This window comes from Streptomyces sp. NPDC001927, from assembly GCF_053594455.1.
In genome coordinates this window covers 115,249-129,644 of the sequence record NZ_JBSFEN010000007.1, presented here as the reverse complement: position 1 = coordinate 129,644, position 14,396 = coordinate 115,249, and the positions used below count along the sequence as shown (strand labels likewise).

Sequence of the window (14,396 nt, the reverse complement as noted above, 5' to 3'; positions counted from 1 at the left end):
CCCCTACGCTCGGTCCATGATCCGTACGGCATGGGTGCCGGCCACGGCCCTGGCCCTCCTGGTCACCGGCTGCGCACCGGCCACCGAGGAACGGGCCGCCCCTTCCCCCTCCGCCGTGCCGCTCGTCAGCCCGGGCTTCCCGCCCACCGCGGCCGAGGCGCGGAGCCGGCTCGCCAAGCTCACCGTCGCCTGGGGCAAGAACTGGGAGACGTACAAGAGGGCCGAGTTCGGCACCACGTGGTCGGACGAGACCGACGCCCTCGGCGGACGCAACGGCTGTGACACGCGGGACGACGTCCTGCGCCGCGACCTCAGCGAGCTGCGCCAGGGCGACCGCAACCCGTGCGTCGTCCTCTCGGGTGTGCTCCACGACCCGTACACCGGCAAGAAGTTGCCCTACTCGTACCGCAAGGCGTCGCAGATCCAGACCGACCACGTCGTCGCGCTCGGCGCGGCCTGGCGCGCGGGCGCGTGGGCCTGGAGCCCCGAGCGGCGCCTCGCCTACGCCAACGACCTGGACGTGCTGCTCGCCACCGACAAGCAGGCCAACTACGAGAAGAGCAGCAAGACCCCCGACAAGTGGAAGCCGCCGCGGAAGGCGTACTGGTGCGAGTACGGTCGGCGCTGGACCGGCATCAAGGCCAAGTACGGCCTGACCGTCTCCCCGCCCGAGAAGCTCGCTCTCCAGGAACTCCTCGCCACCTGCCCCTGAGCACGCTCGCGACCCCGGGCGTGTGCACGGGCCCCCGACCGACCCGGTACACTCGTGCGGAGTGCTGCGTCCTGTGTCCGGCTTCGGCCGGCGCCACCAGAACGGGACAAGCAGCGGGAGCCCCGCCCCAGGGCGGGATCTCCAGGAGTGTCGCGCACCTTCGAAGGTGTCGCGGGCAACCCATCACCTCCCCGGTATCCGGGACCAGGCGATGGGCCGTTCGCGTGCTGCACGTACGTGCCCAGACCAGGGAGCGGCTGCCCTACAGGTCCTTCACGGACCGAACGGGTTTCCCCGGCTGCGGATGCGACCTCCTTTAACCCTGGTGAAGCCGTATTCGTACAGATAGAGAGGTTGGTTCATGCCGAACCAGTCCCGTCCCAAGGTCAAGAAGTCGCGTGCCCTCGGCATCGCGCTGACCCCGAAGGCCGTCAAGTACTTCGAGGCCCGCCCCTACCCGCCGGGCGAGCACGGCCGTGGCCGCAAGCAGAACTCGGACTACAAGGTCCGTCTGCTCGAGAAGCAGCGTCTGCGCGCCCAGTACGACATCAGCGAGCGCCAGATGGCGCGCGCCTACGACCGCGCCAAGAAGGCCGAAGGCAAGACGGGCGAGGCGCTGGTCGTCGAGCTCGAGCGTCGCCTCGACGCCCTGGTCCTGCGTTCGGGCATCGCCCGCACCATCTACCAGGCCCGCCAGATGGTCGTGCACGGTCACGTCCAGGTCAACGGTGGCAAGGTCGACAAGCCGTCCTTCCGCGTCCGTCCCGACGACGTCGTGATGATCCGCGAGCGCTCCCGCGACAAGGCCCTGTTCCAGGTCGCCCGCGAGGGTGGCTTCGCCGCCGACGGTGAGACCCCGCGCTACCTGCAGGTCAACCTGAAGGCCCTGGCCTTCCGCCTCGACCGCGACCCGAACCGCAAGGAAATCCCGGTCATCTGCGACGAGCAGCTGGTCGTCGAGTACTACGCCCGCTGATCAAGGCGTCGTAGTACCACCCCCGCGGTGTTCGGCCCGCCGCTTCCCCTCCCTCACGGGTGGGGGAGCCGGCGGGCTTCCGCGTTCTCCGGGACCTTCGTACGGAACGGGCGCGGTGCCCGGGCCCCCGGCACCCGCACGGCCGGATCTCGACGCTCGCTGAGCGCCCGGTCCACCGCCGCGTCCAGCGAGAGCCCCTGGCCCTCCCGCACCGACGCCCCGTAACGCTCCGCACCGAGCAGCTCGCCCGCCTCCCGCGCGCAGAGCGCCCGCGGCCCGTTGAAGGTCCCCGAGCCGAACAGCTGCAGACCCACCGTGTCCCAGACCGGCAGCGCCGCACCCTGCAGCACGGCCGCCTCCGAGGGATCGCCCTCGCTCGCCGTCACCAGCGCGAGCAGCTCGATCGCCAGGACCAGGCCCACCAGGTCGTGGAAGGTGTGGTTGATCGTCACGCACTCGGTCAGCAGCGCCCGCGCCTCGCCGTGCTCGCCCCTGGTCCACGCCGCGTACGCCAGCACATAGAGCGCGTACGCCTTGGTCCAGCGCTCACCGCGCTCCTCGCAGATCTCGCGCACGTCCACGCAGAGCGCGACCGCGCCCTCCAGATCGCCCAGGAAGACCCGGGCCATCGCCAGCTCGACCTGGGCCATCAGCACGTTGCTGTTCAGCTCGCCCAGCTCGCGATAGGCCACCAGGGCCCGGCCGATCAGCTCCTCCGCGCGCCGCATGTCGTCCGAGAGCAGCGCCAGACAGCCCATCCGATGCGTCGCGTACGCCTCCGCCAGCGCGTTGCCGGTCGCGCGGGCCCGCTCCCCACAGGCGTGCAGCGCCGCCACCCCCGCCGTGGCATCGCCCTGCAGGATCGCCACATAGCCGAGCACCCACAACGCCTTCAGCCGGGCCGAGGTGTGCTCGTCGTGCTCCGGATCGCCGCCGAGCGCCCGGTCGAGCCAGTGCCGCCCCTCGGACAGCCGGCCGCAGCCCACCCACGCGAACCAGAGCGTCCCCGCGAGCTGCTGCGCCAGATGCGCCTCGTCCGGCCCCTCCAGACAGAGTTCGAGCGCCGCCCGCAGATTGGGCAGCGCCGCGTCCAGACAGGCCGCGACCTCGGCCTGGCGCGGGCTGAACCACTCCAGCTCGCACCAGGTGGCGAGCCCCATGTACCAGTCGCGATGGCGGCGGCGCATCCGCTCGGTGTCCCCGAGCGCGGCCAGCCACTCCGCCCCGTACGCCGAGACCGTGTCCACCATCCGGTACCGGGGACCGGCGGGCGTGAACTCCCGTACCACCAGCGACTGCGCGAGCAGACCGCCGAGCACGTCCAGGACCCGCTCCGTCGGCAGCTCCCGGCCGGCGCAGACGTACTCCGCCGCCTCCAGGTCGAAAGGACCGGCGAAGACCGAGAGCCGCGCCCAGAGCAGGCGCTCGTCCGGCGTGCACAGCTCGTGGCTCCAGCCGATCGCCGTCCGCAGCGTCTGGTGCCGCGGCAGCGCGCCCCGCGCCCCGTCCGTGAGCAGCCGGAACCGGTCGTCGAGCCGGTGCAGCACCTGCTCCACGGTCAGCAGCGGCATCCGGGCCGCCGCCAGCTCCAGGGCCAGCGGGATCCCGTCGAGGCGCAGGCACAGCTCGCGTACGGCGGCGGGGTCGGAGGCGGGCCCCGCGAGGTCGCCGGTCGCCGCCGCCCGCGCGAGGAACAGCCGCTCCGCGTCCTCCTCGTCCATCGGGGCCAGCGCGAACACGGTCTCCCCGTCCACCCGCAGCGGGCGGCGGCCCACCGCGAGCACGGTGAGGCCGGGGCAGCGTTCGAGGAGCAGCCGCAGCAGCGGGGCGCACTCGTCCACGAGGTGCTCGAAGCCGTCCACGACCAGCAGGACACTGCGCTCCGAGAGATGGTCGACCAGCGTCTCGTCCGGGGTGCGCAGCGTGTGGTCCGTCAGACCCAGCGACTCCACGAGCGCGAGCGCCACGAGATCGGGGTCGCGCAGCACCGAGAGGTCGGCCAGCCACGCGCCGTCGGCGTAGCGTTTCTCCGCCGCGGACGCGGCGCGCAGGGCCAGCCGGGTCTTGCCCACGCCCCCCATCCCGACCACCGTGATCAGGCGGGATTCGATCAGGAGCCGGGCGAGTTCACGCTGTTCGCCGGCCCGTCCGATGAACCGGTTCAGCTCAGCCGGGAGATTGCTCCTTCGCATGGGACACGGAGCGTACCCACCCGCGCGCGCTCCGTACAATCGGTACGGGCGAATCCCCTGCCCCGAGCGGCGTCGCGAGGGCAAATGCGGTACGGGGAAAGACCCCGGGCGCGATAGGGTCGGAGGACGACTTTTCGCAAGGGCCCAACGACAGAAGAGAGCGGTGCGGAGTGACCGGTGGAGAGGTTGCCGGGATTCTGGTGGCCGTGTTCTGGGCGATTCTCGTCTCCTTCCTCGCCGTGGTTCTGGTGAGGCTGGCGCAGACGCTCAAGGCGACCACCAAGCTGGTGGCGGACGTGACCGAACAGGCCGTCCCGTTGCTCAGCGACGCCTCCGCGACCGTGCGCGCGGCACAGACCCAGCTCGACCGGGTCGACGCCATCGCCTCGGACGTCCAGGAGGTCACCTCCAACGCCTCCGCGCTCTCCTCCACCGTCGCCTCCACCTTCGGCGGCCCGCTCGTCAAGGTCGCCGCCTTCGGTTACGGAGTGCGCAAGGCCCTCGGCCGCGGCCGGGACGAGGCGTCGCCGGCGCCCGCGGCCGCGCGCCGTACCGTCGTCGGTCGCACCGTGCCGTCCGCGCGGCGCCGGAAGCAGAAGGGCTGAGCCGCCGATGTTCCGCCGTACGTTCTGGTTCACCGCCGGCGCAGCAGCCGGGGTGTGGGCCACCACCAAGGTCAACCGGAAACTCAAGCAGCTGACTCCGGAGAGCCTCGCCGCGCAGGCGGCGAACAAGGCGATCGAGACCGGCCACCGGCTCAAGGACTTCGCCCTCGACGTCAGGGCCGGCATGGTCCAGCGCGAGGCCGAACTCGGCGAGGCGCTCGGCCTGGAGGCCCCCGTGGACGGCCCCGCCGAGCGCGAGCTCCCCGGGCCGCGCCGCAGGGCCGTGCTCGATCCCACCCCACAGACCACCACGCATTCGTACCGCACGATTTCGTACAACCGGAATGAGGACCACTGATGGAGTCGGCTGAAATCCGCCGCCGCTGGCTGAGCTTCTTCGAGGAGCGCGGGCACACCGTCGTGCCTTCGGCGTCGCTCATCGCGGACGACCCGACTCTGCTTCTGGTCCCCGCCGGCATGGTTCCCTTCAAGCCGTACTTCCTCGGCGAGGTGAAGCCGCCGTTCCCGCGCGCCTCCAGCGTGCAGAAGTGCGTGCGTACGCCCGACATCGAAGAGGTCGGCAAGACCACCCGCCACGGCACGTTCTTCCAGATGTGCGGCAACTTCTCCTTCGGCGACTACTTCAAGGAAGGCGCCATCAAGCTCGCCTGGGAGCTGCTGACCTCCTCGGTGGAGCACGGCGGCTACGGGCTCGACCCGGAGAAGCTCTGGATCACCGTCTACCTCGAGGACGACGAGGCCGAGCGGATCTGGCGCGACGTCGTCGGCGTCCCCGCCGAGCGCATCCAGCGCCTCGGCAAGAAGGACAACTACTGGTCGATGGGCGTCCCCGGCCCCTGCGGCCCGTGCTCGGAGATCAACTACGACCGTGGTCCCGAGTTCGGCGTCGAGGGCGGCCCGGCCGTCAACGACGAGCGGTACGTGGAGATCTGGAACCTGGTCTTCATGCAGTACGAGCGCGGTGAGGGCTCCGGCAAGGAAGACTTCCCGATCCTCGGCGAGCTGCCGTCGAAGAACATCGACACCGGCCTCGGCCTCGAGCGCCTGGCGATGATCCTGCAGGGCGTACAGAACATGTACGAGACCGACACCCTCAAGGTCGTCATCGACAAGGCCACCGAGCTGACCGGCGTGGACTACGGCAAGGCCCACGACAGCGACGTCTCGCTGCGTGTGGTCGCCGACCACATGCGGACGTCCGTGATGCTCATCGGCGACGGTGTCACCCCGGGCAACGAGGGCCGCGGCTATGTGCTGCGCCGCATCATGCGCCGCGCCATCCGCAACATGCGCCTGCTCGGCGCCACGGGCGTGGTCGTCCAGGACCTCGTCGACGTGGTCATCGACACCATGGGCGAGCAGTACCCGGAGCTGGTCACCGACCGCAAGCGGATCGAGACCGTCGCCCTCGCCGAGGAGGCCCGCTTCCTCAAGACGCTGAACGCCGGCTCCAACGTCCTGGACGGTGCCGTCACCGAGACCAAGGCCGCCGGTTCCACCGTGCTGCCCGGCGACAAGGCGTTCCTGCTCCACGACACCTGGGGCTTCCCGATCGACCTGACCCTGGAGATCGCCGCCGAGCAGGGGCTCTCCGTGGACGAGGCCGGCTTCCGCCGCCTCATGCAGGAGCAGCGGGACAAGGCCAAGGCCGACGCCAAGGCCAAGAAGACCGGTCACGCCGACGTCGCCGCCTACCGCGAGATCGCCGACGGCAACGGTGCCACCCAGTTCACCGGCTACACCAACACCGAGGGCGAGTCCACGGTCGTCGGCCTGCTGGTCAACGGCGTCTCCTCGCCGGCCGCCTCCGAGGGCGACGAGGTCGAGGTCGTCCTCGACCGCACCCCGTTCTACGCCGAGGGCGGCGGCCAGCTCGCCGACCACGGCCGGATCAAGCTGCACAGCGGCGCCGTCATCGAGATCCGTGACGTCCAGCAGCCGGTCCCCGGTGTCTCCGTGCACAAGGGTTCGGTCCAGGTCGGCGAGGTGACGGTCGGCTCCACCGCCTACGCCGCCATCGACGTGCGCCGCCGCCGGGCCATCGCCCGCGCCCACTCCGCCACGCACCTGACGCACCAGGCGCTGCGCGACGCCCTCGGCCCGACGGCCGCCCAGGCTGGTTCGGAGAACTCGCCCGGCCGCTTCCGCTTCGACTTCGGCTCGCCCAACGCGGTGCCGGGCACGGTCCTCATGGACGTCGAGCAGAAGATCAACGAGGTCCTCTCCCGCGAACTCGACGTGCACGCCGAGGTCATGCCGATCGACGAGGCCAAGCGTCAGGGCGCCATCGCCGAGTTCGGCGAGAAGTACGGCGAGACGGTCCGCGTGGTCACCATCGGCGACTTCTCCAAGGAGCTGTGCGGCGGTACGCACGTCAAGAACACCGCCGCCCTGGGCCTGGTGAAGCTGCTCGGCGAGTCGTCGATCGGCAGTGGCGTGCGCCGTGTCGAGGCCCTCGTCGGTGTCGACGCGTACAACTTCCTCGCCCGGGAGCACACGGTCGTCGCCCAGCTCCAGGAGCTGGTCAAGGGCCGCCCTGAGGAGCTGCCGGAGAAGATCTCCTCCATGCTCGGCAAGCTGAAGGACGCCGAGAAGGAGATCGAGAAGTTCCGCGCCGAGAAGGTGCTCCAGGCCGCCGCCGGTCTGGTCGAGGGCGCCCAGGACATCCGTGGCGTGGCCCTGGTCACCGGCCAGGTCCAGGACGGCACCTCCGCCGACGACCTGCGCAAGCTGGTCCTCGACGTCCGCGGCCGGATCTCCTCCGACCGCCCGGCCGTCGTGGCCCTGTTCACCACGGCCAACGGCCGCCCGCTGACGGTCATCGCCACCAACGAGGCCGCTCGTGAGCGTGGTCTCAAGGCCGGCGAGCTGGTCCGCACGGCCGCCAAGACCCTCGGTGGCGGCGGTGGCGGCAAGCCGGACGTCGCCCAGGGCGGCGGCCAGAACCCCGAGGCCGTCGGCGCGGCCATCGACGCCGTCGAGCGCCTCGTCGTGGAGACGGCGTGACGATGCGCCGCGGCCGTCGTCTCGCTGTCGACGTCGGGGACGCCCGGATCGGGGTCGCCTCGTGCGACCCCGACGGGGTCCTCGCCACCCCGGTGGAGACCGTGCCGGGGCGTGACGTCCCGGCCGCCCACCGGCGGCTGCGCGCCATCGTCGAGGAGTACGAACCGATCGAGGTCGTGGTCGGCCTCCCTCGCTCCCTCTCCGGGGGCGAGGGCCCGGCCGCGGCCAAGGTCCGGCGCTTCGCCGGGGAGCTGGCCAAGGGCATCGCCCCGGTGCCGGTCCGCCTCGTCGACGAGCGGATGACGACGGTGACGGCCACCCAGGGGCTGCGGGCCTCGGGCGTGAAGTCCAAGAAGGGGCGGTCGGTCATCGACCAGGCCGCCGCTGTGATCATCCTTCAGAACGCTCTTGAGGCCGAACGGGTATCAGGTAATCCTCCTGGCGAGGGCGTCGAAGTGGTCATCTGATCGCGATACGGTAACGTTCCGCGCGATGTGGCGGTGTTCGAACAGCTGCCGCACAACGTAGAGGCGGATCGTCCGGAAGCCTCGCGGCTGGTTGGGGATCGATGACTGAGTATGGCCGGGGCTCCGGCTCCGAACCGTGGCATCCCACGGACCCGTTGTACGGGGACCAGGGATGGGGAGGTCAGGGTCAGCAGCAGTACCCGCACCAGGACCAGCAGTACGGCCACCAGGAGCAGTACGGCGGCCAGGACCAGTACGGCCAGGGTCAGTACGTCCAGGACCAGTACGGTCAGGGCCAGTACGCCCAGGGCCAGGCGCAGGGCTACGACCCCCAGTACCAGCAGCAGCCGCAGCAGTACCAGCAGCACCCGCAGCAGCACGGGCACCAGCAGCACCAGCAGCACGCCCAGCACCCGCAGCAGTACGTCGATCCGTCGGCGTACGGCGGCTACCAGGGGCAGCAGGGGCAGGGCTACGACACGCCCGGATACCCCGCACAGCAGTACGACCCGAGCTGGGAGACCGGCCAGGCGGCCATGCCGTACGGCGCGACCCCCGCGGATCCGTACGGCGGCCAGAACCCTGACCTCTACGGCACCCCCGAGGCGTACCCGCCGCCGCAGCCCCCGGGCCGGCGGCAGGTGCCGCCGCAGCCGGTGACCGACTGGGACGCGGAGCCCGAGGAAGAGGAGCGGCACCCCTTCTTCACCGGCGAGGACAGCGCCGTCGGTGTCCGCTCCGACGACGATGACGACTACGACGATGACGACGACGAGCCGGCCGGACGGCGCTCGTCGCGCGGCGGAGGTCGCGAGCGCCGGGGCGGCAAGGACAAGGGCAAGAAGGGCAAGAACGGCGTCGCCTGCCTGGTCGTCGCGCTCGTCCTGGTCGGCGGCGTGGGCGGCATCGGCTACTTCGGCTACCAGTTCTGGCAGGGCCAGTTCGGCGCGGCACCCGACTACGCGGGCGAAGGATCCGGCGAGGTCCAGGTCGAGATCCCGAAGGGCGCCGGCGGCTACGAGATCGGCAACATCCTGAAGAAGGCCGGCGTCATCAAGAGCGTCGACGCCTTCGTCTCGGCGGCGGAGAAGGACCCCAAGGGCAATGCCATCCAGGCGGGCGCCTACACGCTGAGGCTGCAGATGTCGGCGCAGAGCGCCGTCGAGATGATGCTGAACCCGCAGAGCCAGGCCGGGCTCGTCATCCCCGAAGGCAAGCGGAACGTCTGGGTCTACGAGGAGATCGACAAGAAGCTCGGCGTCGAAAAGGGCACGACGCAGGGCATCGCGAAGGCGAAGGCCAACGACCTCGGCCTTCCCGACTGGGCGAAGAACCACAAGAACGTGAAGGACCCGCTGGAGGGCTTCCTCTACCCGGCGAAGTACCCGATGGTGAAGGGCAACAAGCCCGAGGACGTCCTGCGGAAGATGGTCGCGCGGTCGAACCAGGAGTACGCCAAGTACGAGCTGGAGGCCAAGGCGAAGGAGCTCGGCGTCAGCAGCCCGTGGGAGCTGATCACGATCGCCAGCCTCGTCCAGGCGGAGGGCACGTCGCACGACGACTTCCGCAAGATGGCCGAGGTCGTCTACAACCGCATGAAGACCAACAACCCGCAGACCTTCGGCAAGCTCGAGTTCGACTCGACGTACAACTACATCAAGAACCAGAGCAAGATCGACCTGACGCTGGAAGAGCTGCGAAAGTTCGACAACGTCTACAACACCTACTACTACAAGGGCCTGCCGCCGGGTCCGATCGGCAACCCGGGCGCCGAGGCGCTCAAGGGCGTCGTCGACCCGACCAAGGACGGCTGGTACTACTTCATCTCGCTGGACGGCAAGACGTCCCAGTTCACGAAGACGAACGCCGACCACCAGAAGCTGGTGGAGGAGTTCAACAAGTCGAGGAAAAACTGATGCAGGCGCCTCGCCGCGCGGCCGTGCTCGGCTCGCCCATCGCCCACTCGCTCTCGCCCGTCCTGCACCGGGCGGCCTACGCCGCGCTCGGCCTCGACAGCTGGTCGTACGACCGGTTCGAGGTCGACGAGGCCGGGCTGCCCGCGTTCGTCGCCGGGCTCGACGCGTCCTGGGCCGGTCTGTCGCTGACCATGCCGCTGAAGCGGGCGATCATCCCGCTGCTCGACGAGATCAGTGACACGGCCGCCTCGGTCGAGGCCGTCAACACGGTCGTCCTCACCGAGGACGGCCGCCGCCTCGGCGACAACACCGACATCCCCGGCCTGATCGCGGCCCTGCGCGAGCGGGGCGTGGAGAAGGTCGAGTCGGCCGCGGTCCTCGGCGCCGGTGCCACCGCCTCCTCCGCGCTCGCCGCGCTCGCGCGGATCTGCGCGGGGCCGGTCACCGCCTACGTACGGAGCGAGGCGCGGGCCGAGGAGATGCGGGGCTGGGGCGAGCGGCTCGGCGTGGACGTCCGTACCGCCGACTGGGCCGACGCGCACCGGGCGTTCGCCGCCCCGCTCGTCGTCTCCACCACCCCGGCCGGTACCACCGACGCGCTCGCGGCGGAGGTCCCGGAAGGACCCGGCACCCTCTTCGACGTGCTCTACCACCCGTGGCCGACCCCCCTCGCCGCCGCCTGGTCGCAGCGGGGCGGCGCGGTGCTCGGCGGCCTCGACCTCCTCGTCCACCAGGCCGTGCTCCAGGTCGAACGGATGACGGGCGTCGCCGAGGCCCCGCTGGCCGCGATGCGCGAGGCGGGCGAGAGGGCCCTGGCCGCGACGTGAGCGGTACGGAGACACTGGCCGCGGACTGGGCGGGTGCCCTGTTCAAGCTGGTCGTGAACCTGTTGCCCGAGTGGGCGGAGGACACCGTCGTCACCCTCATGGTGACGATGCTCGCGGTCGAGGGCGGGCGCCGACTGTGGCGTGCCGTTCGGACCTCTCGGCCTGCCGACTGAGCCCTCGGCGCGTCCGATCTGACATTGTCCGCGTCCGACAGCTGGACCGACGGCCAGGTTCGGCCCCCGGACGTGGGAGGATCGGTAGCGGCGGGCCAGGGCCGCGCACCCGGTCGCGCCGCAGCAGTTCCAGGCGCGAGCATGAGGAGCATCGTTGAGCAGGTTGCGTTGGCTGACCGCTGGGGAGTCCCACGGACCCGCGCTGGTCGCGACGCTGGAGGGTCTTCCCGCCGGCGTCCCGGTCACCACTGAGCTGGTGGCGGACCATCTTGCGCGGCGGCGCCTCGGCTATGGGCGTGGTGCGCGGATGAAGTTCGAGCAGGACGAGATCACGTTCCTCGGCGGAGTCCGGCACGGTCTCTCGCTCGGCTCCCCGATCGCCGTCATGGTCGGCAACACGGAGTGGCCGAAGTGGGAGAAGGTCATGGCGGCCGACCCCGTCGACCCCGCCGAGCTCAAGGAGACCGGCCGCAACGCGCCGCTGACCCGGCCGCGTCCGGGCCACGCGGACCTCGCCGGCATGCAGAAGTACGGCTTCGACGAGGCCCGGCCGATCCTGGAGCGCGCCAGCGCCCGTGAGACCGCGGCCCGTGTCGCCCTCGGCGCCGTCGCCCGCTCCTTCATCAAGGAGGCCGCGGGCATCGACATCGTCTCGCACGTGGTGGAGCTGGCCGCGGCCAAGGCTCCGTACGGCGTGTACCCGACCCCCGCCGACGTCGAGAAGCTCGACGCCGACCCGGTCCGCTGCCTCGACGCGGACGCGTCGAAGGCGATGGTCGCCGAGATCGACCAGGCCCACAAGGACGGCGACACCCTCGGCGGCGTCGTCGAGGTCCTCGCCTACGGCGTTCCCGTCGGGCTCGGCTCGCACGTGCACTGGGACCGGCGGCTCGACGCACGGCTCGCCGCCGCGCTCATGGGCATCCAGGCGATCAAGGGCGTCGAGGTCGGCGACGGCTTCGAGCTGGCCCGCGTACCCGGCTCGCAGGCCCACGACGAGATCGTCCGCACCGAGGACGGCATCAAGCGCACCTCCGGCCGCTCCGGCGGTACGGAAGGCGGCCTGACCACCGGTGAGCTGCTGCGCGTCCGCGCCGCGATGAAGCCGATCGCGACCGTCCCGCGCGCGCTCGCCACGGTCGACGTCGCCACGGGCGAGGCCGCCCAGGCCCACCACCAGCGCTCCGACGTCTGCGCCGTCCCGGCCGCCGGGATCGTCGCCGAGGCCATGGTCGCGCTCGTCCTCGCGGACGCCGTCGTCGAGAAGTTCGGCGGCGACAGCGTCCCGGAGACCCGCCGCAACGTCCAGTCGTACCTCGACAACCTCCAGATCCGGTGACCGGACCCCTGGTCGTCCTCGTCGGGCCGATGGGCTCCGGCAAGTCCACGGTGGGCGCGCTCCTGGCCGAGCTGCTCGGCGCGCCCTACCGGGACACCGACGCCGACATCGTCGCCGCCGAGGGCCGCGAGATCGCGGACATCTTCATCGAGGACGGCGAGGAGCACTTCCGCGCCCTCGAACGGGAATCCGTACGGACCGCGGTCGCCGAGCACGAGGGCGTCCTCGCGCTCGGCGGCGGCGCGATCCTCGACGCGGGCACCCGCGAACTGCTGAGTGCCCTGCCCGTCGCCTATCTCTCGATGGACGTCGACGAGGCCGTCCGACGCGTCGGTCTCAACACCGCGCGGCCGCTGCTCGCCGTCAACCCGCGCCGCCAGTGGCGCGAGATGATGGAGGCGCGCCGCCATCTCTACACCGAAGTCGCCCGGGTGGTCGTGGCCACCGAGGGCCGCACACCCGAAGAGGTCGCGGACGCGGTCCTCGACGCTCTGGAGTTGAAGAAGGACGTATGACGGACCAGGAAGTGACCCGAATCCAGGTAGGCGGTTCGGCGGGCACGGATCCGTACGAGGTGCTGGTCGGCCGGCAGCTGCTGGGTGAGCTGCCGAAGCTGATCGGCACCAAGGCCAAGCGCGTCGCCGTGATCCACCCCGAGGCGCTCGCCGAGACCGGCGAGGCGCTGCGCGCGGACCTCGCCGAGCAGGGCTTCGAGGCCGTCGCCATCCAGGTGCCGAACGCCGAGGAGGCCAAGACCGCCGAGGTCGCCGCGTACTGCTGGAAGGCGCTGGGTCAGACCGGCTTCACCCGCACCGACGTCATCGTGGGTGTCGGCGGCGGCGCCACCACCGACCTGGCCGGGTTCGTGGCCGCGACCTGGCTGCGCGGTGTGCGCTGGATCGCCGTGCCGACCACCGTCCTCGCGATGGTCGACGCGGCCGTCGGCGGGAAGACCGGGATCAACACCGCCGAGGGCAAGAACCTTGTCGGCGCCTTCCACCCGCCCGCCGGGGTGCTCTGCGACCTCGCGGCCCTCGACTCGCTGCCCGTCCACGACTACGTGAGCGGGCTCGCGGAGATCATCAAGGCCGGCTTCATCGTCGACCCGGTGATCCTCGACCTCATCGAGGAGGACCCGCAGGCCGCCCGTACGCCGGCCGGTCCGCACACCGCCGAGCTGCTCGTGCGCTCGATCCGGGTCAAGGCCGAGGTCGTCTCCGGCGATCTGAAGGAGTCCGGCCGCCGGGAGATCCTGAACTACGGTCACACCCTGGCCCACGCCATCGAGAAGAACGAGCGGTACAAGTGGCGCCACGGCGCCGCCGTCTCCGTCGGCATGGTCTTCGCCGCCGAACTGGGCCGGCTGGCCGGACGGCTCGACGACGCCACCGCCGACCGGCACCGCACGGTCCTGGAGTCGGTCGGCCTGCCCCTCACCTACCGGGGCGACCAGTGGCCGAAGCTGCTCGAGACCATGAAGGTCGACAAGAAGTCCCGGGGCGACCTGCTCCGCTTCATCGTCCTGGACGGCCTCGGCAAACCGACCGTCCTCGAAGGCCCCGACCCCGCCGTCCTCGTCGCCGCCTACGGCGAGGTGTCCGCGTGAGCGATCTGCGCCACGTCCTCGTCCTGAACGGCCCGAACCTCGGCCGTCTCGGCTCCCGCGAGCCCGACATCTACGGGGCGACGTCGTACAAGGGTCTGGTGGAGTCCTGCCAGACCCTCGGCGAGCAGCTCGGCTTCGACGTGGAGGTCCGGGAGACCAATGACGAGGGCGAGATGATCCGCTGGCTGCACGAGGCCGCCGACGGGTCGGTGCCGGTCGTCATGAACCCCGGAGCGTTCACCCACTACTCGTACGGGATGCGCGACGCGGCCGCCCAGCGGACCGCGCCGCTGATCGAGGTGCACATCTCGAACCCGTACACCCGCGAGGAGTTCCGGCACACCTCGGTCATCGCCGCCGTGGCGACCGGGACCGTCGCGGGCTTCGGCATCGGCTCCTACCTGCTGGCCCTGCGGGCGCTGGCCGAGGAACTCGCCGACTGACGACATCCGGACACGCTGCCCGAACGGGCACCCTGGACCGCCCCCGGCCGTTCCCCCTGCGGGGGCCGGGGGCGGTAACGTACCCGGAAGTATCGGCCGTACGAGACGGAGTG

The 14,396-nt window shown here is 71.0% G+C and carries 14 protein-coding genes; 13 read left to right on the top strand and 1 reads right to left on the bottom strand.

Translation table 11 applies throughout. The features are described from left to right. Positions 1 to 16: 16 nt before the first annotated feature. Together ACWCO8_RS20370 and rpsD are read left to right on the top strand one after the other, a co-directional pair. Positions 17 to 712 carry an HNH endonuclease family protein gene (locus tag ACWCO8_RS20370; RefSeq protein WP_451033412.1) on the top strand — a complete coding sequence of 232 codons (696 nt, stop codon included), beginning with the start codon at positions 17 to 19 and terminating at the stop codon, positions 710 to 712. A 361-nt stretch (positions 713 to 1,073) separates the two neighbouring features. Then, the gene (gene rpsD, locus ACWCO8_RS20365) at positions 1,074 to 1,688 is read left to right on the top strand and encodes a 30S ribosomal protein S4 (protein ID WP_362004808.1); all 615 of its coding nucleotides are present in this window, start codon (positions 1,074 to 1,076) and stop codon (positions 1,686 to 1,688) included. A gap of 53 nt (positions 1,689 to 1,741) precedes the next feature. Here the strand turns inward: rpsD and ACWCO8_RS20360 are convergent, their stop codons facing one another. Then, positions 1,742 to 3,880, bottom strand: a complete 2,139-nt coding sequence (locus tag ACWCO8_RS20360; RefSeq protein WP_451033411.1) for an ATP-binding protein — start codon at positions 3,878 to 3,880, stop codon at positions 1,742 to 1,744. Between the two features lie 170 nt (positions 3,881 to 4,050). Here ACWCO8_RS20360 and ACWCO8_RS20355 point away from each other — a divergent pair, with 170 nt between their 5' ends. From ACWCO8_RS20355 to aroQ, 11 genes are all read left to right on the top strand, one after another. Then, positions 4,051 to 4,485: a DUF948 domain-containing protein gene (locus ACWCO8_RS20355; protein WP_362004814.1), complete on the top strand. Its 435-nt coding sequence runs from the start codon at positions 4,051 to 4,053 to the stop codon at positions 4,483 to 4,485. 7 nt (positions 4,486 to 4,492) lie between these two features. Beyond that, on the top strand, positions 4,493 to 4,843 hold the full coding sequence (locus ACWCO8_RS20350) for a DUF6167 family protein (protein ID WP_362004817.1): 351 nt from the start codon (positions 4,493 to 4,495) through the stop codon (positions 4,841 to 4,843). Beyond that, complete coding sequence (alaS, locus tag ACWCO8_RS20345; protein WP_451033410.1) at positions 4,843 to 7,512, top strand: alanine--tRNA ligase; 2,670 nt, start codon at positions 4,843 to 4,845, stop codon at positions 7,510 to 7,512. The genes ACWCO8_RS20350 and alaS overlap by 1 nt, the downstream gene beginning before the upstream one ends. Positions 7,513 to 7,514: 2 nt before the next feature. After that, positions 7,515 to 7,979, top strand: a complete 465-nt coding sequence (gene ruvX / locus ACWCO8_RS20340) for a Holliday junction resolvase RuvX (protein WP_451033630.1) — start codon at positions 7,515 to 7,517, stop codon at positions 7,977 to 7,979. A gap of 101 nt (positions 7,980 to 8,080) precedes the next feature. Next, positions 8,081 to 9,895 (top strand): endolytic transglycosylase MltG, encoded by a 1,815-nt coding sequence (gene mltG, locus ACWCO8_RS20335; protein WP_451033409.1) that lies wholly within the window; start codon positions 8,081 to 8,083, stop codon positions 9,893 to 9,895. Then, positions 9,895 to 10,722, top strand: coding sequence for a shikimate dehydrogenase (locus ACWCO8_RS20330; protein WP_451033408.1), 828 nt, complete (start codon positions 9,895 to 9,897; stop codon positions 10,720 to 10,722). Before mltG ends, ACWCO8_RS20330 begins: the two co-directional genes overlap by 1 nt. Then, positions 10,719 to 10,895 carry a hypothetical protein gene (locus ACWCO8_RS20325; RefSeq protein WP_451033407.1) on the top strand — a complete coding sequence of 59 codons (177 nt, stop codon included), beginning with the start codon at positions 10,719 to 10,721 and terminating at the stop codon, positions 10,893 to 10,895. The genes ACWCO8_RS20330 and ACWCO8_RS20325 overlap by 4 nt, the downstream gene beginning before the upstream one ends. Positions 10,896 to 11,049: 154 nt before the next feature. After that, positions 11,050 to 12,234: a chorismate synthase gene (gene aroC, locus ACWCO8_RS20320; RefSeq protein ID WP_362004829.1), complete on the top strand. Its 1,185-nt coding sequence runs from the start codon at positions 11,050 to 11,052 to the stop codon at positions 12,232 to 12,234. A 29-nt stretch (positions 12,235 to 12,263) separates the two neighbouring features. Further along, a complete protein-coding gene (locus ACWCO8_RS20315; protein WP_451033629.1) occupies positions 12,264 to 12,749 on the top strand; it encodes a shikimate kinase in 486 nt (161 codons plus the stop codon). Continuing rightward, entirely contained in the window at positions 12,746 to 13,840 is a 1,095-nt protein-coding gene (aroB, locus tag ACWCO8_RS20310; RefSeq protein ID WP_451033406.1) for a 3-dehydroquinate synthase, read from the top strand. The genes ACWCO8_RS20315 and aroB overlap by 4 nt, the downstream gene beginning before the upstream one ends. A 5-nt stretch (positions 13,841 to 13,845) precedes the next feature. Then, on the top strand, positions 13,846 to 14,283 hold the full coding sequence (aroQ, locus tag ACWCO8_RS20305; RefSeq protein ID WP_384518528.1) for a type II 3-dehydroquinate dehydratase: 438 nt from the start codon (positions 13,846 to 13,848) through the stop codon (positions 14,281 to 14,283). The last annotated feature ends 113 nt before the right edge of the window (positions 14,284 to 14,396 follow it).